22 protein-coding genes are annotated in these 26,629 nt (G+C 63.8%); 12 read left to right on the top strand and 10 right to left on the bottom strand.

Annotation, left to right across the window (positions count from 1 at the left end):
* Nucleotides 1-14 precede the first annotated feature (14 nt).
* The 4 genes from LQ956_RS06990 to wrbA form a co-directional block, all read right to left on the bottom strand.
* Nucleotides 15-1,097, bottom strand: a complete 1,083-nt coding sequence (locus tag LQ956_RS06990; RefSeq protein ID WP_238621837.1) for a protein-glutamate methylesterase/protein-glutamine glutaminase — start codon at nucleotides 1,095-1,097, stop codon at nucleotides 15-17.
* Between the two features lie 66 nt (nucleotides 1,098-1,163).
* Nucleotides 1,164-2,753: a chemotaxis protein CheW gene (locus LQ956_RS06985; RefSeq protein ID WP_238629654.1), complete on the bottom strand. Its 1,590-nt coding sequence runs from the start codon at nucleotides 2,751-2,753 to the stop codon at nucleotides 1,164-1,166.
* 29 nt (nucleotides 2,754-2,782) lie between these two features.
* Nucleotides 2,783-4,705, bottom strand: coding sequence for a methyl-accepting chemotaxis protein (locus LQ956_RS06980; RefSeq protein WP_238629653.1), 1,923 nt, complete (start codon nucleotides 4,703-4,705; stop codon nucleotides 2,783-2,785).
* A gap of 313 nt (nucleotides 4,706-5,018) precedes the next feature.
* Nucleotides 5,019-5,618 (bottom strand): NAD(P)H:quinone oxidoreductase, encoded by a 600-nt coding sequence (gene wrbA / locus LQ956_RS06975; protein ID WP_238621834.1) that lies wholly within the window; start codon nucleotides 5,616-5,618, stop codon nucleotides 5,019-5,021.
* An 88-nt stretch (nucleotides 5,619-5,706) separates the two neighbouring features.
* Between wrbA and LQ956_RS06970 the strand changes: the two genes are divergently transcribed.
* The 3 genes from LQ956_RS06970 (at nucleotide 5,707) to LQ956_RS06960 (ending at nucleotide 10,082) form a co-directional block, all read left to right on the top strand.
* Entirely contained in the window at nucleotides 5,707-6,621 is a 915-nt protein-coding gene (locus LQ956_RS06970; RefSeq protein ID WP_238621833.1) for a LysR family transcriptional regulator, read from the top strand.
* A 92-nt stretch (nucleotides 6,622-6,713) separates the two neighbouring features.
* Nucleotides 6,714-8,402: a gamma-glutamyltransferase gene (ggt, locus tag LQ956_RS06965; protein WP_238621832.1), complete on the top strand. Its 1,689-nt coding sequence runs from the start codon at nucleotides 6,714-6,716 to the stop codon at nucleotides 8,400-8,402.
* Nucleotides 8,403-8,420: 18 nt separating this feature from the next.
* Nucleotides 8,421-10,082 carry an ABC-F family ATPase gene (locus tag LQ956_RS06960; protein ID WP_238621831.1) on the top strand — a complete coding sequence of 554 codons (1,662 nt, stop codon included), beginning with the start codon at nucleotides 8,421-8,423 and terminating at the stop codon, nucleotides 10,080-10,082.
* A gap of 8 nt (nucleotides 10,083-10,090) precedes the next feature.
* Here the strand turns inward: LQ956_RS06960 and cowN are convergent, their stop codons facing one another.
* The 4 genes from cowN to LQ956_RS06940 form a co-directional block, all read right to left on the bottom strand.
* Complete coding sequence (gene cowN, locus LQ956_RS06955; RefSeq protein ID WP_238621830.1) at nucleotides 10,091-10,393, bottom strand: N(2)-fixation sustaining protein CowN; 303 nt, start codon at nucleotides 10,391-10,393, stop codon at nucleotides 10,091-10,093.
* 215 nt (nucleotides 10,394-10,608) lie between these two features.
* A complete protein-coding gene (locus LQ956_RS06950; protein ID WP_238629652.1) occupies nucleotides 10,609-13,371 on the bottom strand; it encodes a valine--tRNA ligase in 2,763 nt (920 codons plus the stop codon).
* 62 nt (nucleotides 13,372-13,433) lie between these two features.
* The gene (locus LQ956_RS06945; protein ID WP_238621828.1) at nucleotides 13,434-13,856 is read right to left on the bottom strand and encodes a DNA polymerase III subunit chi; all 423 of its coding nucleotides are present in this window, start codon (nucleotides 13,854-13,856) and stop codon (nucleotides 13,434-13,436) included.
* A 180-nt stretch (nucleotides 13,857-14,036) separates the two neighbouring features.
* Complete coding sequence (locus LQ956_RS06940; protein ID WP_238621827.1) at nucleotides 14,037-15,530, bottom strand: leucyl aminopeptidase; 1,494 nt, start codon at nucleotides 15,528-15,530, stop codon at nucleotides 14,037-14,039.
* A gap of 146 nt (nucleotides 15,531-15,676) precedes the next feature.
* Between LQ956_RS06940 and lptF the strand changes: the two genes are divergently transcribed.
* Together lptF and lptG are read left to right on the top strand one after the other, a co-directional pair.
* Nucleotides 15,677-16,786, top strand: a complete 1,110-nt coding sequence (gene lptF, locus LQ956_RS06935; protein ID WP_238629651.1) for an LPS export ABC transporter permease LptF — start codon at nucleotides 15,677-15,679, stop codon at nucleotides 16,784-16,786.
* Nucleotides 16,783-17,844 (top strand): LPS export ABC transporter permease LptG, encoded by a 1,062-nt coding sequence (gene lptG, locus LQ956_RS06930; RefSeq protein WP_238629650.1) that lies wholly within the window; start codon nucleotides 16,783-16,785, stop codon nucleotides 17,842-17,844. The genes lptF and lptG overlap by 4 nt, the downstream gene beginning before the upstream one ends.
* Nucleotides 17,845-17,864: 20 nt before the next feature.
* Here the strand turns inward: lptG and LQ956_RS06925 are convergent, their stop codons facing one another.
* On the bottom strand, nucleotides 17,865-18,386 hold the full coding sequence (locus LQ956_RS06925; protein ID WP_238629649.1) for an RDD family protein: 522 nt from the start codon (nucleotides 18,384-18,386) through the stop codon (nucleotides 17,865-17,867).
* Nucleotides 18,387-18,558: 172 nt separating this feature from the next.
* Between LQ956_RS06925 and LQ956_RS06920 the strand changes: the two genes are divergently transcribed.
* The 5 genes from LQ956_RS06920 to LQ956_RS06900 all read left to right on the top strand — a co-directional run bounded on the left by LQ956_RS06920 (nucleotide 18,559) and on the right by LQ956_RS06900 (nucleotide 23,031).
* Entirely contained in the window at nucleotides 18,559-18,945 is a 387-nt protein-coding gene (locus tag LQ956_RS06920; protein WP_238629648.1) for a PilZ domain-containing protein, read from the top strand.
* Between the two features lie 5 nt (nucleotides 18,946-18,950).
* Entirely contained in the window at nucleotides 18,951-20,453 is a 1,503-nt protein-coding gene (locus tag LQ956_RS06915) for an NfeD family protein (protein WP_238621822.1), read from the top strand.
* Entirely contained in the window at nucleotides 20,450-21,241 is a 792-nt protein-coding gene (locus tag LQ956_RS06910) for a slipin family protein (RefSeq protein WP_238621821.1), read from the top strand. The genes LQ956_RS06915 and LQ956_RS06910 overlap by 4 nt, the downstream gene beginning before the upstream one ends.
* Nucleotides 21,242-21,244: 3 nt before the next feature.
* Entirely contained in the window at nucleotides 21,245-22,150 is a 906-nt protein-coding gene (gene xerD / locus LQ956_RS06905; protein WP_347402216.1) for a site-specific tyrosine recombinase XerD, read from the top strand.
* A 143-nt stretch (nucleotides 22,151-22,293) separates the two neighbouring features.
* On the top strand, nucleotides 22,294-23,031 hold the full coding sequence (locus tag LQ956_RS06900) for a DsbC family protein (protein ID WP_238629647.1): 738 nt from the start codon (nucleotides 22,294-22,296) through the stop codon (nucleotides 23,029-23,031).
* Nucleotides 23,032-23,094: 63 nt separating this feature from the next.
* On the opposite strand, the gene trxA is transcribed toward LQ956_RS06900, so the two are convergent.
* Nucleotides 23,095-23,958, bottom strand: a complete 864-nt coding sequence (gene trxA, locus LQ956_RS06895; RefSeq protein ID WP_238621819.1) for a thioredoxin — start codon at nucleotides 23,956-23,958, stop codon at nucleotides 23,095-23,097.
* Between the two features lie 417 nt (nucleotides 23,959-24,375).
* On the opposite strand from trxA, the gene parE reads away from it, so the two are divergent.
* Both parE and LQ956_RS06885 read left to right on the top strand, forming a co-directional pair.
* Nucleotides 24,376-26,268 (top strand): DNA topoisomerase IV subunit B, encoded by a 1,893-nt coding sequence (gene parE / locus LQ956_RS06890; protein WP_238621818.1) that lies wholly within the window; start codon nucleotides 24,376-24,378, stop codon nucleotides 26,266-26,268.
* A 103-nt stretch (nucleotides 26,269-26,371) separates the two neighbouring features.
* Nucleotides 26,372-26,605: a hypothetical protein gene (locus LQ956_RS06885; RefSeq protein WP_238621817.1), complete on the top strand. Its 234-nt coding sequence runs from the start codon at nucleotides 26,372-26,374 to the stop codon at nucleotides 26,603-26,605.
* Nucleotides 26,606-26,629 lie beyond the last annotated feature (24 nt).

Genomic DNA, 26,629 nt, shown 5'->3' with positions numbered 1-26,629 from the left:
GGTGCGCGATGGGGTCAGCATGTCCTTACCCACTTGATGATCTGTTCGGCAATCTTTTCCACCGGCAGTACGGTGGTGGCGCCGCCACGCTTGATGAGTTCCGCCGGCATGCCGAAGACCACGGCTGATTGCTCGGATTCGGCCACGGTGCGCGCCCCCCGGTGCTTGAGTTCGGTGAAGCTGTCCGCTCCGTCGTAGCCCATGCCGGTGAGCATGACACCGATCACCCGACGCGGATCACAGTGCTGCAGCACCGAGCGCCCCAGCAGTTCCACCGAGGGGTGCCAGAGCATGTCCGGTGACTCCGGGCGGGCACTGACCAGGAGTCGGCCAGCCCGGCGCGTGACCAGGATATCGGCGCCGCCTCGACCAATGTGGATCTGGCCGGGTACCAGTTCCAGCGGTCGTCGCAGTTCCAGGACTTCCAGGGCGCACAGGCCATTCATGCGTTCCGCGAAGGGGCGAGTGAAGCTGGGGGGCATGTGCTGGGCCACCAGAACCGGCCAGGGGAAGTCCGCCGGTAACTGAGGCAGGATCTCTTCCAGGGTACGCGGCCCTCCGGTGGAGACGCCGATGATGACCAGTCCGTCACCGGAGATCTCCTCTCCCATCGGCGGAGGCTGTGAGGTGCGGGCAGGCCTGGCCGCCGCAGTAACACTCAGGTTGCCGCGGATACGGGAAGCCAAGCCGCGGGATTTCCGCAGGCGGGCACCGGCGGCGGCCCGCACCTTGGCGATGATCTCTGCTTCCACCTCGGTGATGGACAGGGAAATGGTGCCGCCCGGCTTGGGGATGTAGTCTACTGCCCCCAGGTTGAGGGCCTCCAGGGTGGCGATGGCACCCTTCTCGGTGAGCGAGGAAACCATCACCACGGGTACAGGGCGCTCTGCCATGAGCAGGGACAGGGCGGTCAGTCCGTCCATCTGCGGCATGTTGATGTCCAGGGTGATGACATCCGGCTGGAAGCTCCGGTTGAGTTCCACCGCTTCCTGGCCATGACGGGCCACTTCCACCTGGAAGTCCCCTTCCGCCATGAAAATGGCCTTTAGCTGGCGGCGCATCAGCGCGGAGTCATCGACAATCAGCAGCTTGATCAAGGTCCGCCCCGGGTCCTGTTGGCATTGAAGTGAAGCCGGTGCCGGCGTGGCCTGGCCCGGTTGTTGTTATGGGCTTTCGCCGTTTTCGTGATCCGTCAGGGTCGCGAGCGCTTCCCGCTGCTCCCGGGCAATCAGGCATGATGGGTCGATCAACTGAATCAGGCGTTTGTGTTGCTCCAGATTGGCCACCCGGGCGATCAGGCGGGCCTGCTCCACGGACAGTTGCGGCGCGGGTTCGATGGCGGCGCGAGGGATCTTGAGGACCTCGGCCACGGAATCGACGATGAAGCCGGTGCGCATGCCGTCCAGCAGGAAGACCATGATGCGCTGACGGTCGTTGCGCGGGGTGGGGGGCAGGCCCAGCCGGCGCCGCTGGTCGATGACCGGCAGCACCGAGCCACGCAGATTGATGACGCCCTCGACGAAGGTGGGCGCCTTGGGCACCCGGGTGAGTTCATCGGGGACCCGCACGATCTCCTGCACGCTGCTGATGGGGACGCCGAATTCCTCCTTGTCGAGACGGAATACCACCACCTGCTCTTCATCGTCGTCCTGTTCTTCCTGGCCGTCCGGCGCGGACGGATCGTCTTCTTGCATGTTTTTCACGGTGCTGACCGCCTCCTGAATGGAAGAGTGCCGGAACAGGTGCTCGATGGCGATGATGGAGACCAAGCGTTTGCCATCCTGTCCCAGGCGACAGATCCGGGAGATTTCCCCCATGTCACCGCTGCCGGCGAGCATGGCCGGCATGGCTTCCACGGCGGCCAGTGGCACCCGCAGCACTTCGTTGACACTGTCCATGACCAGTCCCACGGTTACCGTACCCAGTCGCACCACCACGATGCGGCTGTGCTCATCAGGGGTGCGCACGGGGAGTTCGAACAGGCAGCGCAGCGAGACCAGAGGCAGCAGTCGGTTGCGCAGGGTCATCACCCCCAGTACGTGGGCCTCGGAGCGGGGCACCTTCACCACATGCTCGGGGAACTGGACGATCTCCTGGGTATGCTCGATGGGGATGGCGTACTCCTGTTCCGCCACTTCGAAGCTGACCAGCTGGAGTTCGTCCAGAGCATCCTCGTTATCGTCCTCATCGCCGTTTTGTTCCTGGGCCAGGGCCCGGGCCGCGGTGTTTCGGGCCATGCGGGCGATCTCGGCAAATTCCGCGCTGATCAGACGCTCGAAATCCATCACCATGACCATGGGAAAGCCGCCCACGCCCTTGAGCAGGCCTGCCAGCATCTCGGTATTCACCGTCGTGCTCAGGTCGGTGATATCCTCGATCTGTTCCGGTTCCACCGCCACCACGCTGCTGACCCGGTCGACGACGAATCCCAGCGGCTGGCCCAGGTCGATCACCAGGGCACGGGAGGCATCGTCGCTGTCCCGTTCCTCAAGGCCGAACAGGCGGCGCAGACTGATGATGGGCAACACCTTGCCGCGCAAATTGGCCAGCCCTTCCAGGGTGGCTGGGCCCAGCGGCACCCGCACCACCTCAGGGACGCGGATGATTTCCTGCACCGGGGCCATGTCCACCCCGAAGACCTCGTTACCGCAGATGAAGATCACGAACTGCCGGACGTCGGATTCGTGCTCCGGGTCCGGTGACTGAGTATCACCCCCGCCTGGGGGGGATGATGCGACCGTTTCGTTGGTCATGACGATCTCCCGCAATACGGTGGCTGAGGTCAGGCGCTCTGCAGTTCATCGGCCAAAGAGGCAATCTCTTCGATGGCCGCCGCCAGTTCCTCGGCGCCCTGTGCCTGCTGACCGGCAGCCGAGGCCGCTTCGGCGGAGGCCTTCTCCGCTTCTTCGGCGGCGGCGGCGATCTGTTCGACACCGGTTTTCACCTGGCCGATGGCGGTGGCAATCTCGGTGGCGGCATTGAGTACCTCCAGCGCATTTTTCTGCACCGTGGCCACGTCGGTTGTTGCCGTCTGCAGGCCCTGGGTGATGGACCTGGCCTTCTCGGCCTCGACATTGGCGGTATTGATGTTTTCTTCCAGGTCTCGCCAGACGGTATCGATCTGATCCTGTACTGCCTTCACCAGGTCCTTGATGCGATCGGCGTTCTCCGCCGAGTCATGGGCCAGGTTGCGGATATCCGTGGCCACCACCACGAAACCCTTGCCGAATTCGCCGGCGCGGGCGGCTTCGATGGAGCCGTTGACCGCCAGCATGTTGGTCTGGATGGAAACGGTGGTGATGGCATCCACGATCTTGTCGATACGCCGTGAGATCAGTTCCAGGTTCTTGATTTGGCGCAGGCTTTCCCGGGACGCATCAGCGGATTCCGCAACGCCTCGGATGAGGTTTTCCATGCCGTCCTGGTTGGACTTGAGCAGCTGTGTGATGTTGCGGATATTCTCATCCGCGCTCGTCGCCCGGTGCTGGGCAACCTCCAGCCCTTTTTCGATCTGGTTTACGGCGGCGGCGGATTCCTCGGTGGCGGAGGACTGCAGCTGGGCACTCTTGCGGATCTGGTCCAGGGCCGCCATGACCTGCGCTCCGGACCGGTTGATCTCCTGTACCGCCGACGACAGCTGTTCCGCGGCCGAGGCCACTTCTTCGGCGCTCTTGCTGATGTCGGTGGAGCTGCGCAGTTCTTCCGCCAGTTCGGACAGGCTCTGGGCTGCCTGCTCGCATTCACCCAGTGCCTGGGTCTGTTCCGCCACGGTCTTGGCGGATTCTTCGGCGGCGGCGGATTGCTCCTCGGCGGCGGTGGCGATCTCTTCGGTGCCTTTCAGGGCCTGCCTGGCGGCGGTCTCGGACTGCTGTGCGCCGGTGGCGATTTCCTGAATGCCATTGGTGATCAAGGCGGTGTCATCGCGGATTCGGTCCAGTTGCTGGGTGATCTGCTTGCCGTTTTCCACTTCCTGCCCGACCTTGCCGGCGGAAGTGTTGATGCCTTCGGAGATCTGCTTGACGTCGTTCTGTATCTGGGCGACCAGATCCTGGATCTGCTTGGCGCTCTTCTCCGAGGTTTCCGCCAGGGTGCGAACCTCGTCGGCGACCACGGCAAAACCCTTGCCGTGCTTGCCGGCCCGGGCTGCCTCAATGGCGGCATTGAGGGCCAGCAGGTTGGTCTGATCGGCGATGCGGGCCACGGCCTTGACGATATCACCGATGTTGGCCGCCTGTTGCTCCAGTTCTCTGACCATCTTCACCGACTCACCCTGACGCTGGGCGCTCACCCCCACATTGGTGATGAAGCCGGCGATCTCGCCGCTGACCCCCGTGACCAGCTCCTTGAGGGTCTCCACCCTGGTTTGGGCGCTGTTGGCGTTTTCCAGCTGACGGTTCAGGGCCTGCGTGACTTGCTTGAAGGCGGTGAGGGATTCCTGGGCGGCACCGGAGGCCTCCTCGGCGCCGGAAGCGATCTGATCGGAGGCACGTTTGAGTTCTTCGGCGGCGGAGGCGGCCTCATTGATGCCGGAGGCCAGCTGGGCGGTGGCGGAGGCGATGCGCTCGGCGGCCTGCTGTTGCTTCGCCAGGGTGCGAGCGCGTTTGCGCTGGGCTTCTGCGTCGCGGGCCGCGGCGGCATGGGTGCGGGCATCCTCACCGCCGGCGGATGAGGGCGAGGTGCCGGGAGTCTTTTTCACGAGGGCCATGGCGCGTTCCTGGACTGGGTGACCAATCAAAAGAGGGGGGGCGAATGCAGCGACGCTCACCTGATTCTAGACCTGGTATCGGCAGCAAGGCGGGATTCTGGATGGCCGCGAAAGGATTTCGGACAAGCGCGCAGGGATGCGTGTCACGATCTAGACCTCCTGGCCGGTTACTGCGCATTTCGGACAGGCGCGCAGGGATGCGCGTCTCAGTTGAGCCCATGTTTCCGGGAATCGCTGACGGGATGGCTCGCCGGAGGATGGCCGCATGAATTCCATGTGGTGCGGCCGGCTCGGCTCCGGCGGCCCATGATTCTCAGCCCCCCAGCTTGCCCGCGATCCGCGCCACGTGGCTACCCTGCAGCCGCGCAATCGTCAGTTCCTTCTCACTGGGTTGGCGGCTGCCGTCGCTGCCGGCGATGGTAGCGGCGCCGTAGGGGCTGCCGCCCCGGACTTCGGAAATGTCGGTGGTTTCCGGTATCGCATAGGGGACGCCGACGATCACCATGCCGTGATGGGCCAGGGTATGCCAGAAGGAGGTGATGGTGGTTTCACCGCCGCCGCCGGTGCCGGTGGACGTGAACACGCTGCCCACCTTGCCCACCAGCTTGCCCTGGACCCACAGGCCGCCGGTGCGATCCAGGAAGCTGCGCATCTGGGAGGCCATGTTGCCGAAGCGGGTCGGGGTGCCGAAGATCACGGCGTCGTAATCCGCCAGTTCGTCGGGCTGGGCGATGGGGGCCGACTGATCCAGCCTGGCACCGGCCTTGCGGGCATCTTCCTCGCTCATCAGCTCCGGCACACGCTTGATGTCCACGACGGTGCCTTCCACGCTGCGCGCCCCTTCGGCAACGGCCCGGGCCAGGGTCTCGACGTGACCGTACATGGAGTAATACAGGACCAGGACCTTGCTCATGGTGATCTCCTTGAAAGAGGGATGTGTGCTTTGATTGGAGCCCTTCTACTGTGCTTGATAAACCCGGCTATCGGCATAATATCAATGCATGAAAAACATCAATCTGCCGGACTTTGACCTTGTACGCGCCCTGCGGGTCTTCGTGACCGTGGTGGAGTGCGACGGCTTCAGCGCCGCTTCGGAGCGGCTGTGCCTGGCCCGAGGGCAGCCCAGTCGTTATGTGAGCAAGCTGGAGCGCCATCTGGGTACCCGGCTTCTGCAGCGCACCACCCGCCGCCAGTCCCTCACGGAGGCGGGCAGCGCCTTTTATCCGCGGGCGGTGCGCATTCTGCAACTGGTGGACGAGGCCGAGCAGGACCTGGCCCTGGAAACCGACACGGTGCGGGGCCGTCTGCGTCTTTCGGCGCCGGTCAGTTTCGGGATTCGTCATCTGGCGCCGGCCCTGGCCGAGTTCAAACGGCAACATCCCCAGGTGTCACTGGATGTGACCTTCAACGACCGTATCGTGAACCTGGTGGAGGATGGGTTCGATCTGGCGATCCGTGTCGCTTCCCAGCTCAATCCCACCCTGGTGGCCCGGCCGCTGGCCACGGTGGACCTGGTGCTGTGCGCCGGTCCCGGCTATCTGCGGGAACGGGGCTCCCCCGCCCATCCTCGCGATCTGTCGGATCATGAATGTCTGGTGTACACCAACGATCCCGCCGGCCATGACTGGCGGTTTTGCCACGACGGGGATGAGCAGGTGGTCCGGGTGCACGGTTCGGTGCGGTCGGACAACGGCGAGATGCTGGTGGCCGCCGCCGAGGCCGAATTGGGCTTGGTGCTGATGCCTCGCTTCCTGGCTGCCGATGCCCTGGCGCGGGGCCGACTGGTCACCTGCCTGGATGCCTGGCAAGCGCCGACACTGACCGTATATGCCGTGTATGCCGACCGACGCTGGCTGCCGCCCCGGGTGCGGGCGCTGATCGATTTTCTGGTGGCGCGGTTTGAAGACGGGGTGTAGGGGGCTCGTTCGTCTGATCGACATCGTTGATTCGATTATCCTGTCTATGCCGACCGACGCCAGCCCCCCGAATCACCCCGGAGGAGCCCCCCATGTTTCGTTCGATCCGATGTCTGATTCTCCTGATGGGCCTGTGCATGGCAGGGCCTTTGGCGGCGGATCCACCTCCCCATGGTGTTGCCACCCCCCATCCCCTGGCCACCGAAGCCGCCCTGGAGATACTGGCCCGGGGAGGGAACGCCTTCGACGCCGCCGTGGCCGTGGGGGCGGTACTGGCGGTGGTGGAGCCTTACGGATCCGGTCTGGGCGGGGGCGGTTTCTGGTTGTTGCATGAGGGCGAGACGGGGCGTCAGATCATGGTGGATGCCCGGGAGCGGGCGCCGTTGGCGGCCCGCTCCGACATGTTCATGGACGATGAAGGCGAAGTGAACCGTGACCGGGTGATGAACGGCCCCTTGGCGGCCGCCATTCCCGGTACGCCCGATGCCGTTGACCATATCGCGCGGAAATACGGTGCGCTGCCCCTGTCGGTATTGCTGGAACCCTCCATCCGTCTGGCCCGGGAAGGGTTTCCGGTGGACCCGATCTATCATCGGCTGACATCCTTTCGCCGAGACACGCTGCGGGAGTGGCCCGAGGCAGCGGCGGTCTTTCTGGATGGTGGCGAGGTCCCGGAAGAAGGCTTCGTGATCCGTCAGCCGGATCTGGCCCTGACCCTGGAGCGACTGGCGGAATCGGGACGTGACGGATTCTACAGGGGACCCGTGGCCGAGCGGCTCATCCAGGCCATGGACGAGGCCGGGGGGATCTGGACCGAAGAGGACCTGTCGAGCTATCAGGTGGTGGAGCGCGAACCGGTGACCTTCGGCTACCGGGGCATGCGGGTGGTGTCGGCGCCGCCGCCTTCCTCCGGTGGCATCGCCCTGGCCCAGGCACTGCAGGTGTTGGCCCATGTGGATCCGGATGCCGGGGATGACGCTGCCCGCGTGCATCATCAGGTGGAGGCCATGCGCCTGGCCTATCATGACCGCGCCCGCTACCTGGGCGACACGGACTTTGTGCCGGTGCCCGTGGAGCGTCTGACCGATCCGCATTACGCCGCCGGTCTGGCCGCCACCATCCACCCGCGCCGTGCCCGGCCCAGTGATCAATTGCCGGGGGTAACGGATGTCCCGGGTGGCGAGGACACCACGCATTTTTCCATCATCGATGCCCGGGGTAACCGGGTGTCGGCCACTTTGTCCCTCAACTACCCCTTCGGCTCCGGCTTCATGCCCGCCGGCACCGGTGTGGTGCTCAACAACCACATGGATGACTTCACGGCCGCGCCGGGGGCACCCAATGCCTATGGCCTGATGCAGTCCATGGCCAACCGCATCGAGCCGGGCAAGCGCATGCTGTCGAGCATGTCACCCACCTTCCTGGAGATGGACGGGCGTATTGCCGCCCTGGGCACACCCGGCGGCAGCCGCATCATCACCATGGTGATGCTCGCGGCGCTGGAGTTTCACAAGGGGGCGGATGCGGAACGACTGGCGTCGTTACCTCGCTTCCATCACCAGTACCTGCCGGATCATATCGAGCATGAGCCCGATGCCCTGGATGATGACCTGAAGACCTCCCTGCAGGCCAAGGGACACGCACTGGAGGCCCGTTCCCGACCCTGGGGCAATCTTCAGGTAGTCATCGTCGAGCCGGACGGTCGTTTTGAGGCCGCCGCCGACCCGCGCGGGGTCGGCACTGCTTCATCTGAAAGTCGGTCGCTTGCACCCTGTCAATAACGGGCCGGAGCCCGTACCATGCTCGGTCCGGTTTTCGGGCCCTCATCGCCGTTCGGCGACGACACCATCCTTTTCCCGCAGGACATTCTTTTGATCTCCACCGCCAATATCACCATGCAGTTCGGGGCCAAGCCCCTCTTCGAAAACGTATCCGTCAAGTTCGGCGGGGGTAACCGCTACGGCCTGATCGGCGCCAACGGCTCGGGCAAGTCCACCTTCATGAAGATCCTGGGGGGCGATCTCGAGCCTTCCAGCGGCCAGGTGATGCTCGAGCCCAATGTGCGCCTGGGCAAGCTGCGCCAGGACCAGTTCGCCTATGAGAAGCACAGCGTGCTGGACACCGTGATCATGGGTCACGAGGCGCTGTGGAAGACGCGTGCCGAGCGCGACCGCATCTATTCCCTGGCGGAGATGAGCGAGGAAGACGGCATGAAGGTGGCCGAACTGGAGACCGAATTTGCCGAAATGGACGGCTATACCGCCGAAGCCCGTGCCGGCGAGCTGCTGCTCGGCCTGGGGATTCCGCTGGCGCAACACAACGGGCCCATGAGCGAGATCGCACCCGGCTGGAAGCTACGCGTCCTGCTGGCTCAGGCGCTGTTTTCCGATCCGGAAGTGCTGCTGCTGGACGAGCCCACCAACCACCTGGACATCAACACCATCCGCTGGCTGGAAGGCATCCTGACCTCGCGTAACAGCACCATGATCATCATTTCCCATGATCGCCACTTTCTCAACAGCGTCTGCACGCACATGGCGGATCTGGACTTTTGCGAACTGCGCCTGTTCCCCGGCAACTACGATGAATACATGACGGCCGCCACCCAGGCCCGCGAGCGCCTGCTGTCCGACAACGCGAAGAAAAAGGCCCAGATTGCCGAGTTGCAGACCTTCGTCAGCCGCTTTTCGGCCAACGCCTCCAAATCCAAGCAGGCCACCAGCCGCGCCCGGCAGATCGAGAAGATCCAGCTGGATGAGGTCAAGCCCTCAAGTCGGGTCAGCCCGTTCATCCGCTTCGATCAGTACAAGAAGTTGCATCGCCAAGCCGTGATCCTCGACAAGGTCAGCCAGGGGTTCGACGGCGAGCCGCTGTTCAAGAACCTGAGTCTGCACATTGAGGCCGGTGAGCGCGTTGCGATCATTGGCCCCAACGGCATCGGCAAGACGACGCTGCTACGCACCCTGGTGAATGAACTGCCGCCGATGACCGGCACGGTCAAATGGGCCGAAAGCGCTGATCTGGGCTATTTTGCCCAGGAACACGCCGATGATTTCAAGAACGACGAGACCCTGATCGACTGGATGGCGCAATGGACCCTCGGTGGCGACCAATTGGTGCGCGGCACCCTGGGCCGCATGCTGTTCTCCAACGATGACATCCTCAAATCGGTCAAGGTGATTTCCGGTGGCGAGCAGGGCCGCATGCTGTTCGGCAAGCTGATCCTGCAAAAACCCAACGTGATGATCATGGACGAACCGACCAACCACCTGGACATGGAATCGATCGAGGCGCTGAACCTGGCCCTGGAGAACTACCCCGGCACGCTGATTTTCGTCAGCCATGACCGTGAGTTCGTCTCCAGTCTGGCAACACGCATCATCGAGCTGAACGAAAACGGCGTGACCGATTTCAACGGCAGCTACGATGATTATCTGCGTGACTTGGGCGTGGCGGTCTAAGCGCTGCTTCAGCAGCAGGCCTCCTCCACCCAGGTGAGCAGGGCCTGGGTGTCCTCATCACCGCATTCCTCGAACAATTCCCGGATCTGATTGATGTTGGCATGGATGAGAAACAGATCATCCGGCTTGGGTCCGGACTTGGGATTGCGCTTGCCCAGGAAATAATCCCAGAAGGGGGACTGCTGGGCCGGATCGGCGGTGTACTCCTCGATCAGGCTCATGACCATGCGGGCGTTGCCGTCACAGTCCAGGTCCTTGAAGCTGATGTAGCGGGCGTTGGCGGCGTCGGGGTGGAGATTGGGACGGGTCACGAACGGGCTCCTTGATTCGGTTTTTCTGAATATTATGCAAATATCGAGCCAGTTTTTTGAGTTTGTAAGTGTTTGTTAATCTTCTGGAATTGCCGGAGCAGGGCGCAGGATGTGCGGGGGATTGTAGTGAATGTGACAGGTTGGGGGCTTTTTGAGGCCCTCACCCCAACCCCTCTCCCGCCAGCGGGAGAGGGGCTTTGACCCAGTGCGCGGCCTCACAGTCGTCGGATCTTCTCCAGCTGGGCTTCCAGCTCCCGCAGGGTCGTTCCCATTTCGGCCACCCGCTCCCGCTCCTTGGCCACGACTTCGGCCGGGGCACGCTCCACGAAGCCCGCGTTGGCGAGCTTGCCCTCGCACTGGGCCAGGTTCTTCTGCACCTTGGCGATTTCCTTTTCCAGACGGGCGATTTCCGCGTCCTTGTCGATCAGACCCGCCAGGGGGATCAAAAGGCGCATCTCGCCCACCAGGGTCATGGCAGATTCCGGGGCCTCGGTGCCTTCCAGCCACTGCACCGACTCGGGTCTGGCCAGGAACCGGATGAAGCCCTGGTTGGCGGCGAAGCGGGCCTGATCTTCCGGCTTCCAGTTGTCCAGCAGCACGGGCAGGGGCTTGCCGGGGGAGATGTCCATTTCGGCGCGGATGCGGCGCATGCCCAGGATGAAGGTCTTCACCCACTCGATCTCCTGCTCTGCGTCGGCATCTTTCAGGGCCTCGTCCACCAACGGGTAGGGGCGGTGCATGAGGGTGTCGCCGGTCACGCCGGCCAGCGGGGCCACCTGGCGCCAGATGGCTTCAGTAATGAAGGGCATCACCGGGTGCATCAGGCGCAGCAGGGTCTCCAGCACCTGCACCAGGGTGCGGCGGGTGCCGCGGCGGGCGGCCTCGCTGCTGTCTTCGCCGGTGAGTACCGGTTTGCACAACTCCAGATACCAGTCACAGTAGTCGTACCAGGTGAACTCGTACAGGGCCTTGGCCGCCAGGTCGAAGCGATATGCCCCCAGCTGGCGGTGGGTCTCGGCGATGGTGTCCTGCAGGCGGGAGGTGATCCAGCGATCCGCCAGGGACAGTTCTACCGCTCCGCCGCCGAGGCCCGTGTCCTGGCCCTCGGTGTTCATGAGCACGTAGCGGGCTGCGTTCCACAGCTTGTTGCAGAAGTTGCGGTAGCCTTCGATGCGGCCCAGGTCGAACTTGATGTCCCGGCCGCTGGAGGCCAGGGCCGCCAGGGTAAAGCGCAGGGCGTCGGTGCCGAAGGCGGGGATGCCGTCGGGGAACTGCTTGCGGGTGGCCTGAGCGATGCGCTTTTCCATCTGCGGTTGCATCAGCCCGGTGGTGCGCTTGGCCAGCAGGTCTTCCAGGCTGATGCCGTCGATGAGGTCGATGGGGTCGAGCACGTTGCCCTTGGACTTGGACATCTTCTGGCCCTCCGCATCGCGGATCAGGCCGGTGACATAGACCTCCCGGAAGGGCACATCATCCATGAACTTGAGGCCCATCATGATCATGCGGGCCACCCAGAAGAAGATGATGTCAAAGCCGGTGACCAGTACCGCGGTGGGGTAGAAGGTTTTGAGTTCCGAGGTCTGCTCCGGCCAGCCCAGGGTGGAGAAGGGCCACAGGGCGGAGCTGAACCAGGTGTCCAGCACGTCCGGGTCCTGGGTCAGGCGCACCTCATCCCCCAGTTGGTGCTTGCGGCGTACTGCGGTCTCGTCCTCGCCCACGTAGATGTTGCCGGCCTCGTCGTACCAGGCGGGGATGCGGTGGCCCCACCAGATCTGGCGGGAGATGCACCAGTCCTCGATGTTGCGCATCCATTCGAAATAGGTCTTGCTCCAGTTCTCGGGCACGAAGCGGATGCGGCCGTCTTCCACCGCCTGGATGGCGGGCTCGGCCAGGGGCGCGGCCTTCACGTACCACTGGTCGGTGAGGAAGGGCTCGATGACGGCGCCGCTGCGGTCACCCCGGGGCACCATGAGCTTGTGGTCGTCGATGCGCTCCAGCAGGCCCTGGGCCTCCAGGTCGGCGATGATCTGCCGACGGGCGTCGAAGCGGTCCAGGTCGCGGTAGGTTTCGGGCGCGGCATCGTTGATGCGGGCATCCACGGTGAAGATGTTGATCATGGGCAGATCGTGCCGGCTGCCCACGGCGTAGTCGTTGAAATCGTGGGCGGGGGTGATCTTCACGCAGCCGGAACCGAATTCCGGGTCCACGTAGTCGTCGGCGATCACGGGGATCTCGCGGCCGGTGAGGGGCAGGATCACGGTCTTGCCGATGAGGTGGCGATAGCGCTCATCCTCCGGATTCACCGCCACGGCGGTATCCCCCAGCATGGTTTCCGGGCGGGTGGTGGCCACCACCAGATGACCGGAACCGTCGCTCAGGGGGTAGCGCAGGTGCCAGAGCTTGCCCTGTTCCTCCTCGGAGATCACTTCCAGGTCGGAGACGGCGGTGTGCAGTACCGGGTCCCAGTTCACCAGGCGCTTGCCGCGATAGATCAGGCCTTCCTCGTACAGGCGCACGAAGACCTCGGTCACCGCCCGGGACAGGCCGGCATCCATGGTGAAGCGCTCCCGGTGCCAGTCGATGGAGGTGCCCAGGCGACGCAGCTGTTGCTGGATCTGGTTGCCGGAGTGGTCCCGCCATTCCCATACCTTGTCCAGGAAGGCCTCCCGGCCCAGGTCGTGACGGGACTGGCCGTCCCGGGCCAGCCGGCGTTCCACCACCATCTGGGTGGCGATGCCCGCATGGTCGGTGCCCCCCTGCCAGAGGGTGTTGTCGCCCCGCATCCGGTGGTAGCGGATGAGGGTGTCCATCAGGGTGTCCTGGAAGGCGTGGCCCATGTGCAGGGTGCCGGTGACGTTGGGTGGCGGCAGCATGATGCAGTAGGGCGTGCCCTCACCCGCGGGAGCGAACCAGCCGCGGCCCTCCCATTCCTGGTAGATGGCTTGCTCGATGGCGTGGGGGTCGTAAGTCTTGTCCATGGTGCCTGTGTCTGGGTGCGGGCGGAAGTGGCGGATTATATGATGCTTTTCGGTGGGAGTGGTCATCCCAGCGGGTGGTGGTGCAGGTCGCAGCCGTGTTCCCGGTAGTAGCGGAAGCGGTCGCGCCCGGCCTGTTTCACCACGGGATCCTCGTTGACGATCTCCGCCACCCGGGCAAAGCCTTCATAACCCTGGGGCACGGTCTCGGCCAGGTTCAGCAGCAGATCCCGCGCCGTGGGCGGGACCCGGTCATGGCCGATGCTTACCGGCATGTCGGTGTCCTGGGGGTTGATCTCGTGGGGGATGAAGGCATCGTCCCGGAAGGTCCACAGCAGTTCATCCAGTTGTCGTGACAAGCCGGGGGCGCCGGTATGCACATGCACCCGGTGCCCCAGTCCGAAGGCCTTGTGGATCAGCCGGCAGGCGGTGGTCAGACGGGCCTGGGGCTGGTCGCTCTTGATGGTGTAAAAATCGACTCGGGTCATGGTGTGCCGCATTCGTTGTCCGGTGGCCGGTTTTCCCCTCATCCCCGGCCCTTCTCCCCTTAGGGGAGAAGGGTGGTAAAAGCCCCATCCCAAGGGAAGAAGGCTGGTAAAAGCCCCTCTCCCCTTGGGATGGGGGTTGTGGGGTGAGGGAAGGGGTTCCCCGGAGGAGCAGGATGCCGTCTAGTCCTTCACCCGGTCGGCCAGAAACTGCATCAGCAACGGCACCGGACGCCCGGTGGAACCCTTTTCCTTGCCGCTCTTCCAGGCCACCCCCGCGATGTCCAGGTGGGCCCACTTGTACTTCTTGGTGAACCGGGACAGGAAACAGGCTGCGGTGATGGTGCCTGCGGGACGACCGCCGATATTGGCCATGTCGGCGAAATTGCTCTTGAGCTGTTCCTGGTATTCATCCCACAGGGGCATCTCCCAGACCCGGTCGCCGCTGTGCTTGCCCGCGGCCAGCAACTCGTTGATGAGCGGGCCGTGATTGCCCAGTACCGCCGAGGCCTGATGGCCCAGGGCGATGATGCAGGCGCCGGTGAGCGTGGCCATGTCCACCACCACTTCCGGATCGAAGCGTTCCACATACGTCAGGGCGTCACACAGCACCAGCCGGCCCTCGGCGTCGGTGTTGAGGATCTCCACCGTCTGCCCCGAGAGGGTGGTGACGATGTCGCCGGGCTTGATGGCCTTGCCGTCGGGCATGTTCTCGGCGGCGGCGATGACACCGATGATGTTCATGGGCAGTTTGAGTTCGGCCACGGCCTTCATGGTACCCATGACCGCCGCCGCGCCGCCCATGTCGAACTTCATCTCGTCCATGGCCTCGCCGGGCTTGATGGAGATGCCGCCGGTGTCGAAGGTGATGCCCTTGCCCACCAGGACCACGGGCTTGTCGCCCTTTTTACCGCCCCGGTAGTCCATGACGATGAGTTTGGCCGGCTGTTCGGAGCCGCGGGAGACCGCCAGCAGGGCACCCATGCCCAGCTTTTCCATCTCTTCCTCGTCCAGTACTTCCAGTTTCAGGTCTTTATAGGCCTTCTTGAGTTGCCGGGCCTGTTCCGCCAGGTGGGTGGGGGTGCAGACATTGCCGGGACGGTTGGCCAGGTCCCGGGTCAGGGCCATGCCCAAGGCGGTGGCAGAGGCGCGGGCCATGGCCTGGGCGCCGGTTTCCAGATCCTTGGCATCGGCTACGTTGAGGACCATGCGCTTGAGGGCGCCATGGCCGGATTTCTTGCTGCTCTTGAATTCGTCGAAGCGGTAGAGGCCGTCTTCTACCACCAGCACGCTCTGCACCAGCTTCCATTCCAGGTCATGTCCCTTCACCGGCAGATCCGTGAGATAATTGTGCACCCTGTCGGCGCCGCTGTGCCGGAGGGCGCCCACCATGGCGGCGGTGACCTGGCGGAAGGCGGCTTCACCGAACTCCCGTTCCTTACCGCAGCCGACCAGCAGGATCCGGTCCGCGATATCGTTGGGGACGTGATGCAGCCACAGGCACTGCCCACGCTCGCCGTCCATGTCACCCCGCTTGACGAGGGTGCTGATGGCGCCGCCGGTGGCCTCGTCCAGGGCTTTGGCGGCGGCGGAGAGCTTACGGCGCTCGAACACCCCTGCAACGAGGCAGGCGCTGCGCTGTTCTGCGGGGTGGGTACTTTCGACTGTGAATTCCATGCCGTTCCTCGGGGGATGCTGGGGAGTATGGGGGAGGGCAGGGGTCGTGCCCATCAGCCCGCCCACGACTGACAAGAGTTTGTCCATTCTATGGAAAATCCGTTCTCTTCACCAACAGGCGCCCAGGGCGTCGGGGCCGCGGCGGCATGCGCCTGAAGGTGCTTGACCGCTATCTGGTCCGGGAGATGCTGTTCACCCAGCTCGCCGTGACCCTGGTGTTGCTGCTGATCATCATGGGCGGTGTCCTGGCCCGGCTGCTGCGGGAAGCGGCCGAAGGCCGCATCCCCGGTGATGTGCTGCCGCCCATCCTGGTCCTGGGCACGTTCAACGGCCTGATCCTGCTGTTGCCCGTCTCCCTGTTCCTGGCGCTGATGCTTTCCCTGGGCAGACTCTACAAGGACAGCGAGATGGCGGCCCTGATGGCCGCCGGCGTGGGGTATGGCCGCCTGTACCGCACCATCCTCATCCTGGCCCTGCCGCTGACCCTGATCCTGGCCCTGATGTCCCTGTTCGTCTCACCCCAGACCTCCCTTATGGTGGACCAGATCCGTGCCGAGGCGAGCCAGCGTTCCGATCTCATGGGGGTCACGCCGGGACGGTTCACCCGGGCCGGGTTCGGCGGCGTGGTGCTGTTCGTGGAATCCTTCTCTGATGAGCGCCGCACCATGAACAACGTCTTCATTCAGCGCCGCATGGGAGACCAGACCGAGGTGGTGGTGGCGCGCACGGCCACCCAGCAGGTGGACCCGGCATCCGGCCAGCGTTTTTTCGTCCTGCGGGATGGTTTCCGCTACGAGGGCAGTCCGGGGGACCTGGATTTTCGCATCATCGAATTCAAGACCCATGGGGTGAGGATGCCGGAACCCGATGCCGTATCGGTGCGCAGTCGTACTGACAACGTGCCCACCCTGACCCTGCTGGGATCGGAGCGGCTGGACTACCGGGCCGAGCTGCAATGGCGGCTGGCGGCCCCCATCTCCATGCTGTTGCTGGCCCTGGTGGCGTTGCCGTTGTCCTATACCTCGCCTCGACAGGGCCGATTTGCCAAGCTGGCCCTGGGCGTGGCCGTCTACGTGGTCTATGCCCAGCTGCAGATCATGGCTCAGTCCTGGTATGCGGATGGTGTCTCTCCGGCCTGGCTGGGTATGTGGTGGGTGCATGCCCTGGTGGTGGTCCTGCTGATCCATCTGCTGGTGCATCGCTATGGCCTGCGCTGGTTGATGATGGCCTGGCGTCGCAAGGAGCTGCCGGCATGATGATCCTGCGCCTGTACATCGCTCGCCAGGTGATCGGCGGCACCCTGCTGGCCCTGCTGGTGCTGACCGCACTGGATGTGGCCTTCACCTTCATCGGTGAGCTGGATGACGTGGGGCAGGGGGCCTACGGCTGGATCCAGGCCGTGACCTACACGGCCCTCACCATTCCCCGTCGGCTCTATGAGCTGTTTCCCACCGCAGTGCTGCTGGGCACTCTGCTTAGTCTGGGTACCGCCGCCGAGAACAGCGAACTCACCGCCATGCGGGCGGCCGGGTTGTCCGTTTCCCGCATCGTCAACGCCGTGCTGCAGGCCGGGCTGGTCATGATGGTGGTGGCGGTGCTGCTGGGGGAGGTGGTGGCGCCGGCCGCAGAGCGTCAGGCCCAGAGTCTGCGCACCTTCTCCCATTCCGATCAGGTCCATGTGGGCAGTGGCGGTCTGTGGGCCAGGGACGGGGATCGGTTCCTGAATGTCCGCACCATCATGCCGGGGCTGCGGCTGCAGGATCTGCGCATCTACCGGTTCGACGATACCGGGCGCCTGGTGGAGTCGGTCCAGGCCGGTCAGGCCCGTTACCGGGAGGGTGTCTGGATCATGGAAGACGTGGTGCGCAGTCACATCTCGTCCACGGGGATACGGGCGGAACGGGTGGACATGGAACGATGGGACCGGCTGCTGGCCCCTGAGCTGTTTGACGTCATCGTGGTGGAACCCCGGCAGATGTCTGCCTGGTCACTGGCCCGCTACATCACCTATCTGCGGGAGAACAACCTGGAGTCGGCCCCCTACGAGCTGGCCTTCTGGACCCGCTTCACCACTCCGTTGTCCAGTCTGGTGATGCTGCTGCTGGCGATACCCTTCATATTCGGTTCCCTGCGCACCGGTGGGGCGGGGCAGCGGTTGTTCATCGGCATCCTGATCGGGGTAGGGTTCCACCTGCTCAACCGCACCCTGAACCACATGGGGCTGGTGTACGGGATCCCCCCCTTTCTCAGCGCCGCGCTGCCGCTGACGGTGTTTCTGTTGGTGGCCCTGTGGGCCTTGCGCCGGGTGCGCTAAGCCCGGGAGTCATCGGCTGTTCAAACCCCTTTTTTCTTGTGATCCGGCAGGCGCACCAGACGGGTGTCCGACAGCAGGTCATGCAGCATGAGTTTCTGGGGGTGGCGCCAGCTCCAGATCAGCCCGCCGCCTACCACCGCCAGCACCCCCAGCGCCACGGGCCACAGGCCGGTGCGCCAGGCCTGGATGCCAGCCAGTATCACCACCCACTGCAGCAGGGCCGTCAGGAAACGGCGCATGGCATGCATCCAGGTGACGGTCTGCCCCCGCCTGCCCACCAGCTGGATGCGCCAGGTCTGCATGGCCAGGGAGACGCCGCCCCGAGTCCAGAACCCGCCGAAATACAAAAAAGCCACGCACAGGATCAACAGGGTAAACAACGGAAAGAGGGGGCTTTCCTCGGTGATGCCGGTGAGCAGGGTGATCCCCAGCGCGGCCAGCATGAGCACGGCCAGGAGCAGCATGCTCTCATAGAGGATGCAGACCAGGCGGCGCAGGATGCCGATGGGCGGAAGGGGTACGGGCGTCTGGGGGTCGGTCATGGCAAGTTCCGGCTGCGTCGGTGCGTGTCTGTGGGACTGATGAAGCCACGGGATGGGCGGGCATTATAGCCCCGGCCGTGGGCTTTTCAGCAAAGCACCCGTCGCGGTCTTATACTCGTGGGAGATCGGTGGATGACCGGATCCCCTGCCACGAGCATGCGACGAGGACCCCATGAGCGAAGAACACAGTCAGGAACGGCGGCATTTTCATCGGGTCAGCTTCAAGGGTGTGGCCTACATGACCCTGGAGTCTCCCGACGAGACCCCGGTGGAGTTGGTGGATCTCTCCCTGCAGGGGGTACTGGTGCGAACTTCCCGGTCCATGCCGCAACGTCGGCTGGGCGAATACGCCTACCTGCGGGTGCCCTTGGCCGAAGACCTGGACATCCTGCTCATGGTGCAGCTGCAGCGTATCGACGGTCGGGATCTGGGGCTTCGGATCACCCAGATGGAACTGGAGAGTGCCCAGCATCTCAAACGTCTGGTAGAGCTCAATCTGGGTGACGAGTCTCTGCTGGAACGTGACCTGGCCGCACTGTACGAGGTCCATTCGTCGTGATACGCATGATCCGATCCTTCCATTCGTCCCGATCATTTCCTGCCCGGCTGATGCTATGGTTCCTGCTGCTGTGCCTGGGGGGCGGGCTGGCCTTCGTGAGCCAGGCCCGGGAGGGAAGGATTGCCCTGATCCTGAACGTGGAAGGTGCCATCGGACCCGCCACCAGCGATTATTTCGTGCGGGGGCTGGAGAAGGCGCGGGAGCGCAATGCCGAGGTGGTGGTGGTCCGCATGGACACCCCCGGCGGCCTGGATACCGCCATGCGCGACATGATCAAGGGTATCCTGTCCTCGCCCGTTCCCGTGGTCACGTATGTATCGCCTTCCGGCGCCAGGGCGGCCAGCGCGGGGACCTATCTGCTCTATGCCAGCCATATTGCCGCCATGGCCCCCGCCACCAACCTGGGTTCGGCCACGCCGGTGCAGGTGGGCGGGATGCCGGGCATGCCCGACGAACCCCAGGACCGGCCGGGGGGCGACTCCGAACGGCGCCTGGATGTGGCGGCGGGCAATGGGACCGCAGATGAGGGAGGAGGATCGGCTGCCGCAGAAGCCGATGTCGAAGAAGAGGCCAGGCCACTGCCGCGCCGAGGCACCACGGCCATGGAACGCAAGGTACTGGAGGATGCCGTGGCCTACATCCGCGGACTGGCGGAGTTGAGAGGGCGTAATGCGGACTGGGCGGAGGAGGCCGTGCGTGAGGCGGTGAGCCTGACCGCCAGCGATGCCCTGGAAAAGAACGTCATCGACGTGGTGGCCGAAAGCCTGGAGGATCTGCTCGGCCGGATCCATGGCCGGGTGGTGAAGCTGGAGGTGGGCGAACGTGAACTCAACACCGAGAACCTTCAACTGGTGGAGCTGGAACCCGACTGGCGCACCCGCCTGCTGGCGGTGATTACCAATCCCAACATCGCCTACATCCTCATGCTGGTGGGCATCTACGGCATCATCTTCGAGTTGGCCAATCCCGGCAACATCTTCCCCGGGGTGGTGGGGGCCATCTGCCTGGTACTGGCCCTGTACGCCTTCCAGGTCCTGCCCATCAATTACGCCGGTCTGGCCCTTATCTTCCTGGGCATCGTCTTCATGATCGCGGAGGCCTTCCTGCCCAGCTTCGGCATTCTGGGCTTCGGCGGCATCGCCGCCTTCGTGGTGGGTTCCATCATCCTGGTGGACGAGGCCAACCTGCACATCTCCCTGCCCCTGGTGGGCGGCACCGCCCTGGTCTCCGCCATCTTCCTGATGTGGGTGCTGGGCAAGCTGGTGGGCATCCGCAAGCGACAGGTCACCACCGGACGGGAAGAACTCGTCGGCGCCACCGGCACCGTCATGAAGCGTTTCTCCGGCGGCAGCGGGCGCGTATGGGTCCATAGCGAATCCTGGCTGGCCCGCTGCGATGTCCCTCTGGCCAAGGGAGATACCGTCCATGTCAAGGCCATCGATGGGTTGACGCTGACCGTCGAGCCCGTCTCCGACAAGACCATCACGACAGGAGTGTCCACGCCATGATCACAGCACTATTGGTCCCTTTGGGCCTGATTCTCGGCTTTTTGGTGATGTCCATCCGGATTCTCCCGGAGTACGAACGGGGCGTCATCTTCTTTCTGGGGCGATTCCAGCTGGTCAAGGGACCGGGTCTGATCATCGTCATCCCCGGCATCCAACAGATGGTGCGGGTGGACCTGCGGGTCATCACCCTGGACGTGCCCAGCCAGGACGTGATCTCCCAGGACAACGTCACCGTGCGGGTGAACGCGGTGCTCTATTTCCGGGTGGTGGACCCGGCCAAGGCCATCATTCAGGTGGAGGACTATAACAACGCCACCAGCCAGCTGGCTCAGACCACCCTGCGCTCCGTGCTGGGCAAGCACGACCTGGATGAAATGCTCTCGGAACGGGACAAGCTCAACGACGACATTCAGAGTATCCTGGACAGCCAGACCGACGCCTGGGGCATCAAGGTGGCCAACGTGGAGATCAAGCACGTGGATCTCAACGAGACCATGATCCGCGCCATTGCCCGGCAGGCGGAGGCCGAGCGTGAGCGGCGGGCCAAGGTGATCCATGCCGAAGGGGAGTTGCAGGCGGCGGTGAAGTTGACCGAGGCCTCGGACATCCTTGCCAAAAGCCCCCATGCCCTGCAGTTGCGTTATCTGCAGACCATGGGTGACATGAGCAACAAGAATGCTTCTACCGTCATCTTTCCCTTCCCGATGGACCTGATGAGCGCCTTCAAGGGCCTGATGGGGGACGGTCTGCCCCGGGTGGTATCGAAACAGGACGAGGACAAGGGTTGATTCGTGGCGGAGGGACTCAAGGATCAGCCGGTCATTGACCGGTTTCTCGATACACTATGGATGCAGGAAGGCCTGAGTGAGCACACCCTGTCGGCCTACCGGGCCGACCTGAGCGGTCTGGCCCGTTATCTGGAGGCGCAAGACACATCCCTGGTCACTGCGGACCGGGGGCGGTTGCTGGCCTATCTGGCCCAGCGGCTGGAAGCGGGCGCCAAACCCCGCAGTCTGGCGCGGCTGTTGTCCACCCTGCGCCGTTTTTATGGATTTCTGCTCCAGGCCGGCCGGATCCGGGATGATCCCACGGCCCGTATCGATGCCCCACGGCTGGGGCGCCCGCTGCCCGATACCCTCACCGAGGCCGAGGTGGAGGCCCTGCTGGCGGCCCCGGAGGTGGCAGACACCAACGGCCTGCGTGACCGGGCCATGCTGGAGGTGCTCTATGCCACCGGACTGCGTGTCTCGGAGTTGGTGGGGTTGCGCCTGGGACAGGTCAGTCGTCGTCATGGGGTGGTGCGTACCCTGGGCAAGGGCGGCAAGGAACGACTGGTCCCCCTGGGAGAGGAGGCCATGGACTGGCTGGAGCGTTATCTGGCTGAGGGCAGGCCGGCACTCATGCAGGGCCACGGCCAGTCGGAGGCCCTGTTCGTCACCCGCCGGGGTGAGGGCATGACCCGTCAGGCGTTCTGGTATCTGATCAAGCGTCATGCGCAAAACGCGGGGATTGACAAGCATCTGTCACCCCATACGCTGCGCCATGCCTTTGCCACCCACCTGCTGAATCATGGGGCTGACCTGCGGGTGGTGCAGATGTTGCTGGGCCACTCCAGTCTCTCCACCACCCAGATCTATACCCATGTGGCAACGGAGCGGCTCAAGGACCTGCATGCCGCCCATCACCCCAGGGGGTGAACCCGCTGCCGGTTCCCGCTACCATGGCCCCCTTTTGATGAATCTCATACTCTGTCAGGGGATCGAATGACGCCTTGCCTTGTCATACCCTGACACCGCTGTGATTTGCAGCGACAGCCAAACATCACCAAAGAGTCACCTACATGTATAGATACGGTCTTTCTCTTGTCCTCGTTATCCTGCTGGTGGTGCCGGCCGTGGCTGGTGCGGACGCCCAGACTCTGCGACAGCTCCAGGAGCGGGTGTCCCTGCTGGTGCCCAACGCCGAGCCCAGCAGTATTCAGGAAACGCCGGTGAAGGGACTCTACGAGGTGAGATATGGGGCTCAGCTGTTCTATATCAGTGCGGATGGCCAATATGTGCTGGATGGTGAACTGGTGGAACTGGATACCCGTCGCAGCCTGACATCCGAGGCCCGTTCAGTGGGGCGACGCGACATGCTGACCGGGATGGATGAGTCCGGCATGGTGATCTATGCCCCCAAGGGGCGGACAGAGCATGTCATCACCGTGTTCACCGACGTGGACTGTCCTTATTGCCGTCGCCTGCATGAAGAAGTGCCGGCATTGAACGAGCAGGGCGTGAAGGTGCGTTACGTGATGTTCCCCCGCTCCGGCGAGGGTAGCCCCACCTTCCGCAAGATGGTGGGCATCTGGTGTGCCGATGACCGGGCCGGGGCCATGGATCGGGTCAAGGACGGCAAGAACATCGATGAGAAGAACTGCGAGACCCCGGTCAGAGAGCACGTCATCACGGGGCAGATGATGGGCATCAACGGCACGCCGGCCATCCTGCTGGAAAGTGGCGACCTGATCCCCGGCTATCGTCCGGCCGGGGACATCATGGAGATGATCCGGCACGTGAAGTCGGTGCAGCGCTGATCATCGCATGGAACCTCGTACCCTTCTCCCCACCGGGGGGAGAAGGGGCGGGGATGAGAACATTCAGTACATCAGCGCCATCATCTTGCGCCGATACTCATTCACCAGCGGGTGTCTGGCCCCTAAAAGCTCGAATGCCGCCAGCAGGGCCTTGTGACCGGCATCATCCCCATACCTGCGATGCTGGCGCATGAGCTGGATCAGCTTGTCCAGCCCGGTCTGATGTTCCCCCTCAAGGATCAGTGCACAGCCCAGACGATGCAGGGCTTCCGGGTCGTCCGGCTCGGACTCCAGTCTCTTCTTCAGCACCGGCAGCGCGTCCGGCTTCCCGACCGCCCGCGCAAAATGGAGCTGTGCTTCCAGTAGTCGCACCGAGGCCTGTTCATACAGGTCCATGGGCAGGGTCTTGATGGCTATTTCCGCCTCATCCGCCCGTCCGGCTTGAATCAGGGCCTTGGCCAAGTCGATCTTCAGGGCCTGCCGGTCAGGGTGATCTTCCAGCACCGCTTCCAGCAGCGACACTGCCTGCGCCGCATCACCCGCAGCCAGCGCGGCTTGCGCCGCCTGACGCCCTTGCGCCTCGGGGCCGGGCAGGTATTTCTCCAGTTGGGCGCGGATGCTCGATTCAGGCTGCATGCCCATGAACTGATCCACCGGTCGTCCATCCTGGTAGAAGATCACCGTGGGGATGCTGCGCACCCCGTGCTCCACGGCCAGTCCCTGTTCCCGGTCGCTGTTCACCTTGGCCAGCACGAACTTGCCGCCATACTCCTCGGCCAAGGCCGAGAGCAGGGGTAGTAGCATCTTGCAGGGCTGGCACCAGTCGGCCCAGAAGTCCACCAGCACCAGGTGCTCATGGGAGCCCTCAATCACCACTGACTGGAAGTCGGCTTCCGTGACATCGACGATGAAGGGAGAGAGGCTCATGGGCAGAAAGATCCTGTGGTTGTAGGGTGTGACCCTTTGGATGTTCCGAGCAAGTCACTCCCGCGCAAGCGGGAATCCAGTCACAGACCGGAAATTCCGGACCCCGCCTTCGCGGGAGTGACGGGGAAGTTGCTCGGTGTTTCTCTTTACATTGTTGGGGCTACCGCCGTTCTCTTTCAAGGATGTTCTCAATAAGTCATTCCCGCGCAAGCGGGAATCCAGCCTGCTGGAAATGAGATGCCTTCCCCTAATTCCGTCATTCCCGCGCAAGCGGGAATCCAGTTGCGGACTGAAAATTTTGGACTTCCACCGTCGCGGGAGTGACGGCAAAGGAGGCGTTTCCCAGCCCTGCATGCTTGTAACTTGTCCTGATGTTTCATACATTAGGCGCGCCTTTGTAGCCGGATGTCATTGCGCATGAGCGCCAGTTCCTATACCGCCTCCGATATCGAAGTCCTCTCCGGACTGGACCCGGTGCGCAAGCGCCCGGGCATGTATACCGACACCACTCGGCCCAATCACATGGCCCAGGAGGTGATCGACAATTCCGTGGACGAGGCCCTGGCGGGTCACGCCGGACGCATCGACGTGGTCCTCCACGGCGACGGTTCCCTTTCGGTCACCGATGACGGCCGCGGCATGCCCGTGGACCTGCACCCCAAGGAAAAGCGCCCGGGGGTCGAAGTGATCCTGGGCACCCTGCACGCGGGCGGCAAGTTCTCCAACAAGAGCTACAAGTTTTCCGGTGGTCTCCACGGGGTGGGGGTCTCCGTGGTCAATGCCCTGTCCCAGAAGTTGGAGGTCTGGATTCGTCGCGACGGCAAGGAACATCACATGGCCTTTGCCGACGGCCACAAGGTCAGCGACCTGAAGGTGGTGGGCGAGGTGGGGCGCCGCAATACCGGCACCATGCTGCGCTTCTGGCCCAACCCCCAGTATTTCGACAGTCCGAAATTCTCCGTGCTCCGGCTCAAGCATGTGCTGCGGGCCAAGGCGGTGCTCTGTCCGGGTCTGGCCATGTCCTTCTACGACGAGGTCACCGGTGAGCGTTGCGACTGGTGTTACGAGGCAGGTCTCAAGGACTACCTCATGGAAGCCCTGCAAGGGGCGGAGATCTTTCCGGAAGAGCCCTTCATGGGCAGCATCTCCGGCGAGACGGACGCCGTGGACTGGGCCGTGGTCTGGCTGCCGGAGGGTGGCGAGGGCGTGGCCGAGAGCTATGTGAACCTGATTCCCACTGCCCAGGGCGGTACCCATGTAAATGGCCTGCGCACCGGTCTGACCGATGCGGTGCGGGAATTCTGCGAGTTTCGCAACCTGATTCCCCGGGGCGTCAAGCTGGCCCCGGAAGATGTCTGGGACGGGGTGTCCTACATCCTGTCCTTCAAGATGCTCGACCCCCAGTTCGCCGGTCAGACCAAGGAGCGCCTGTCCGCCCGGGAGGCGGCCCCGTTCGTCTCCGGGGTGGTCAAGGACAGCTTCAGCCTGTGGCTGAACCAGCATCCGGCGGCGGGCGAGCGCATCGCCGAACTGGCCATCTCATCGGCCCAGCGCCGGCTGCGAGCGGGCAAGAAGGTGGTGCGCAAGAAGGTGACCCAGGGGCCGACCTTGCCCGGCAAGCTGGCCGATTGCGCGGCCCAGGATCTGGCACGGACCGAACTGTTCCTGGTGGAAGGGGATTCTGCCGGCGGCAGCGCCAAGCAGGCCCGGGACCGTGAGTTCCAGGCCATCATGCCCCTGCGGGGCAAGATCCTCAACGCCTGGGAGGTGGATCCGGATCAGGTCCTGGGCTCCCAGGAGATCCATGACATCAGCGTGGCCATCGGCGTAAATCCCGGTTCCGCGGACCTGAAGGATCTGCGTTACGGCAAGGTCTGCATCCTGGCGGACGCGGACTCCGATGGTGCCCACATCGCCACCCTGCTGTGTGCCCTGTTCCTGCGTCATTTCCGCCCGCTGGTGGCCCAGGGGCGGGTATACGTGGCCATGCCGCCCCTGTTCCGGATCGATGTGGGCAAGGAGATCTTCTACGCCCTGGACGAGGAAGAGAAGCAGGGAGTCCTGCAGCGCATTGCGGCGGAGAAGAAGAAGGGCAAGGTAGCGGTGACCCGATTCAAGGGGCTGGGGGAGATGAATCCGCTGCAGCTGCGGGAAACCACCATGGCCCCGGATACCCGGCGTCTGGTCCAACTCACCCTGGATGACGGGGACGGGACCGATGCCCTGCTGGATATGCTGCTGGCCAAGAAGCGGGCGGGGGATCGCAAGAGCTGGCTGGAAAGCAAAGGCCACCTGGCTGAGGTGATCTGAAGGGTTCATGGCATCCCATGACACTGTGGGAGCGGCCCGCCCGCGAAAATGCGATCCCCCAGCACTGCTTCAGCGTGAGATTCACACACAACAGGAGCTTGAAATGGCAACACCCATCGGATTCGGAAAGCGCCTGGCGCTGATCCTGCTCAGTTTTGCGGGCATCATCATGGCCATGGCCGGCATCCTGGAGCTGGCCACTGCCGGCCTGGGTGGCGTCTATCCGCCGGCTTGGCGCTTCCCGGGCTACGCCTGGGTGCTCACCGTGGGAGGCTACCTGCTGATGATTCCCATGGGCTGGCTGTATTTTCAGGACATCAAGTCCGAAGAGGACTGATGGTCCTGATCCCTTGCCCGCAAT

It is taken from the genome of Ectothiorhodospira lacustris, assembly GCF_022227845.1.
Taxonomy (GTDB): domain Bacteria; phylum Pseudomonadota; class Gammaproteobacteria; order Ectothiorhodospirales; family Ectothiorhodospiraceae; genus Ectothiorhodospira; species Ectothiorhodospira lacustris.
This window is presented reverse-complemented; position numbering and strand designations above follow the sequence as displayed.

Coding starts and splice junctions, on each gene's coding strand:
- LQ956_RS06985 (WP_238629654.1), bottom strand. CDS start 2,753: ATGACCAACGAAACGGTCGCATCATCCCCCCCAGGCGGGGGTGATACT.
- LQ956_RS06980 (WP_238629653.1), bottom strand. CDS start 4,705: ATGGCCCTCGTGAAAAAGACTCCCGGCACCTCGCCCTCATCCGCCGGC.
- wrbA (WP_238621834.1), bottom strand. CDS start 5,618: ATGAGCAAGGTCCTGGTCCTGTATTACTCCATGTACGGTCACGTCGAG.
- LQ956_RS06970 (WP_238621833.1), top strand. CDS start 5,707: ATGAAAAACATCAATCTGCCGGACTTTGACCTTGTACGCGCCCTGCGG.
- ggt (WP_238621832.1), top strand. CDS start 6,714: ATGTTTCGTTCGATCCGATGTCTGATTCTCCTGATGGGCCTGTGCATG.
- LQ956_RS06960 (WP_238621831.1), top strand. CDS start 8,421: ATGCTCGGTCCGGTTTTCGGGCCCTCATCGCCGTTCGGCGACGACACC.
- LQ956_RS06950 (WP_238629652.1), bottom strand. CDS start 13,371: ATGGACAAGACTTACGACCCCCACGCCATCGAGCAAGCCATCTACCAG.
- LQ956_RS06945 (WP_238621828.1), bottom strand. CDS start 13,856: ATGACCCGAGTCGATTTTTACACCATCAAGAGCGACCAGCCCCAGGCC.
- LQ956_RS06940 (WP_238621827.1), bottom strand. CDS start 15,530: ATGGAATTCACAGTCGAAAGTACCCACCCCGCAGAACAGCGCAGCGCC.
- lptF (WP_238629651.1), top strand. CDS start 15,677: ATGCGCCTGAAGGTGCTTGACCGCTATCTGGTCCGGGAGATGCTGTTC.
- lptG (WP_238629650.1), top strand. CDS start 16,783: ATGATGATCCTGCGCCTGTACATCGCTCGCCAGGTGATCGGCGGCACC.
- LQ956_RS06925 (WP_238629649.1), bottom strand. CDS start 18,386: ATGACCGACCCCCAGACGCCCGTACCCCTTCCGCCCATCGGCATCCTG.
- LQ956_RS06920 (WP_238629648.1), top strand. CDS start 18,559: ATGAGCGAAGAACACAGTCAGGAACGGCGGCATTTTCATCGGGTCAGC.
- LQ956_RS06915 (WP_238621822.1), top strand. CDS start 18,951: ATGATCCGATCCTTCCATTCGTCCCGATCATTTCCTGCCCGGCTGATG.
- LQ956_RS06910 (WP_238621821.1), top strand. CDS start 20,450: ATGATCACAGCACTATTGGTCCCTTTGGGCCTGATTCTCGGCTTTTTG.
- LQ956_RS06900 (WP_238629647.1), top strand. CDS start 22,294: ATGTATAGATACGGTCTTTCTCTTGTCCTCGTTATCCTGCTGGTGGTG.
- trxA (WP_238621819.1), bottom strand. CDS start 23,958: ATGAGCCTCTCTCCCTTCATCGTCGATGTCACGGAAGCCGACTTCCAG.
- parE (WP_238621818.1), top strand. CDS start 24,376: ATGAGCGCCAGTTCCTATACCGCCTCCGATATCGAAGTCCTCTCCGGA.
- LQ956_RS06885 (WP_238621817.1), top strand. CDS start 26,372: ATGGCAACACCCATCGGATTCGGAAAGCGCCTGGCGCTGATCCTGCTC.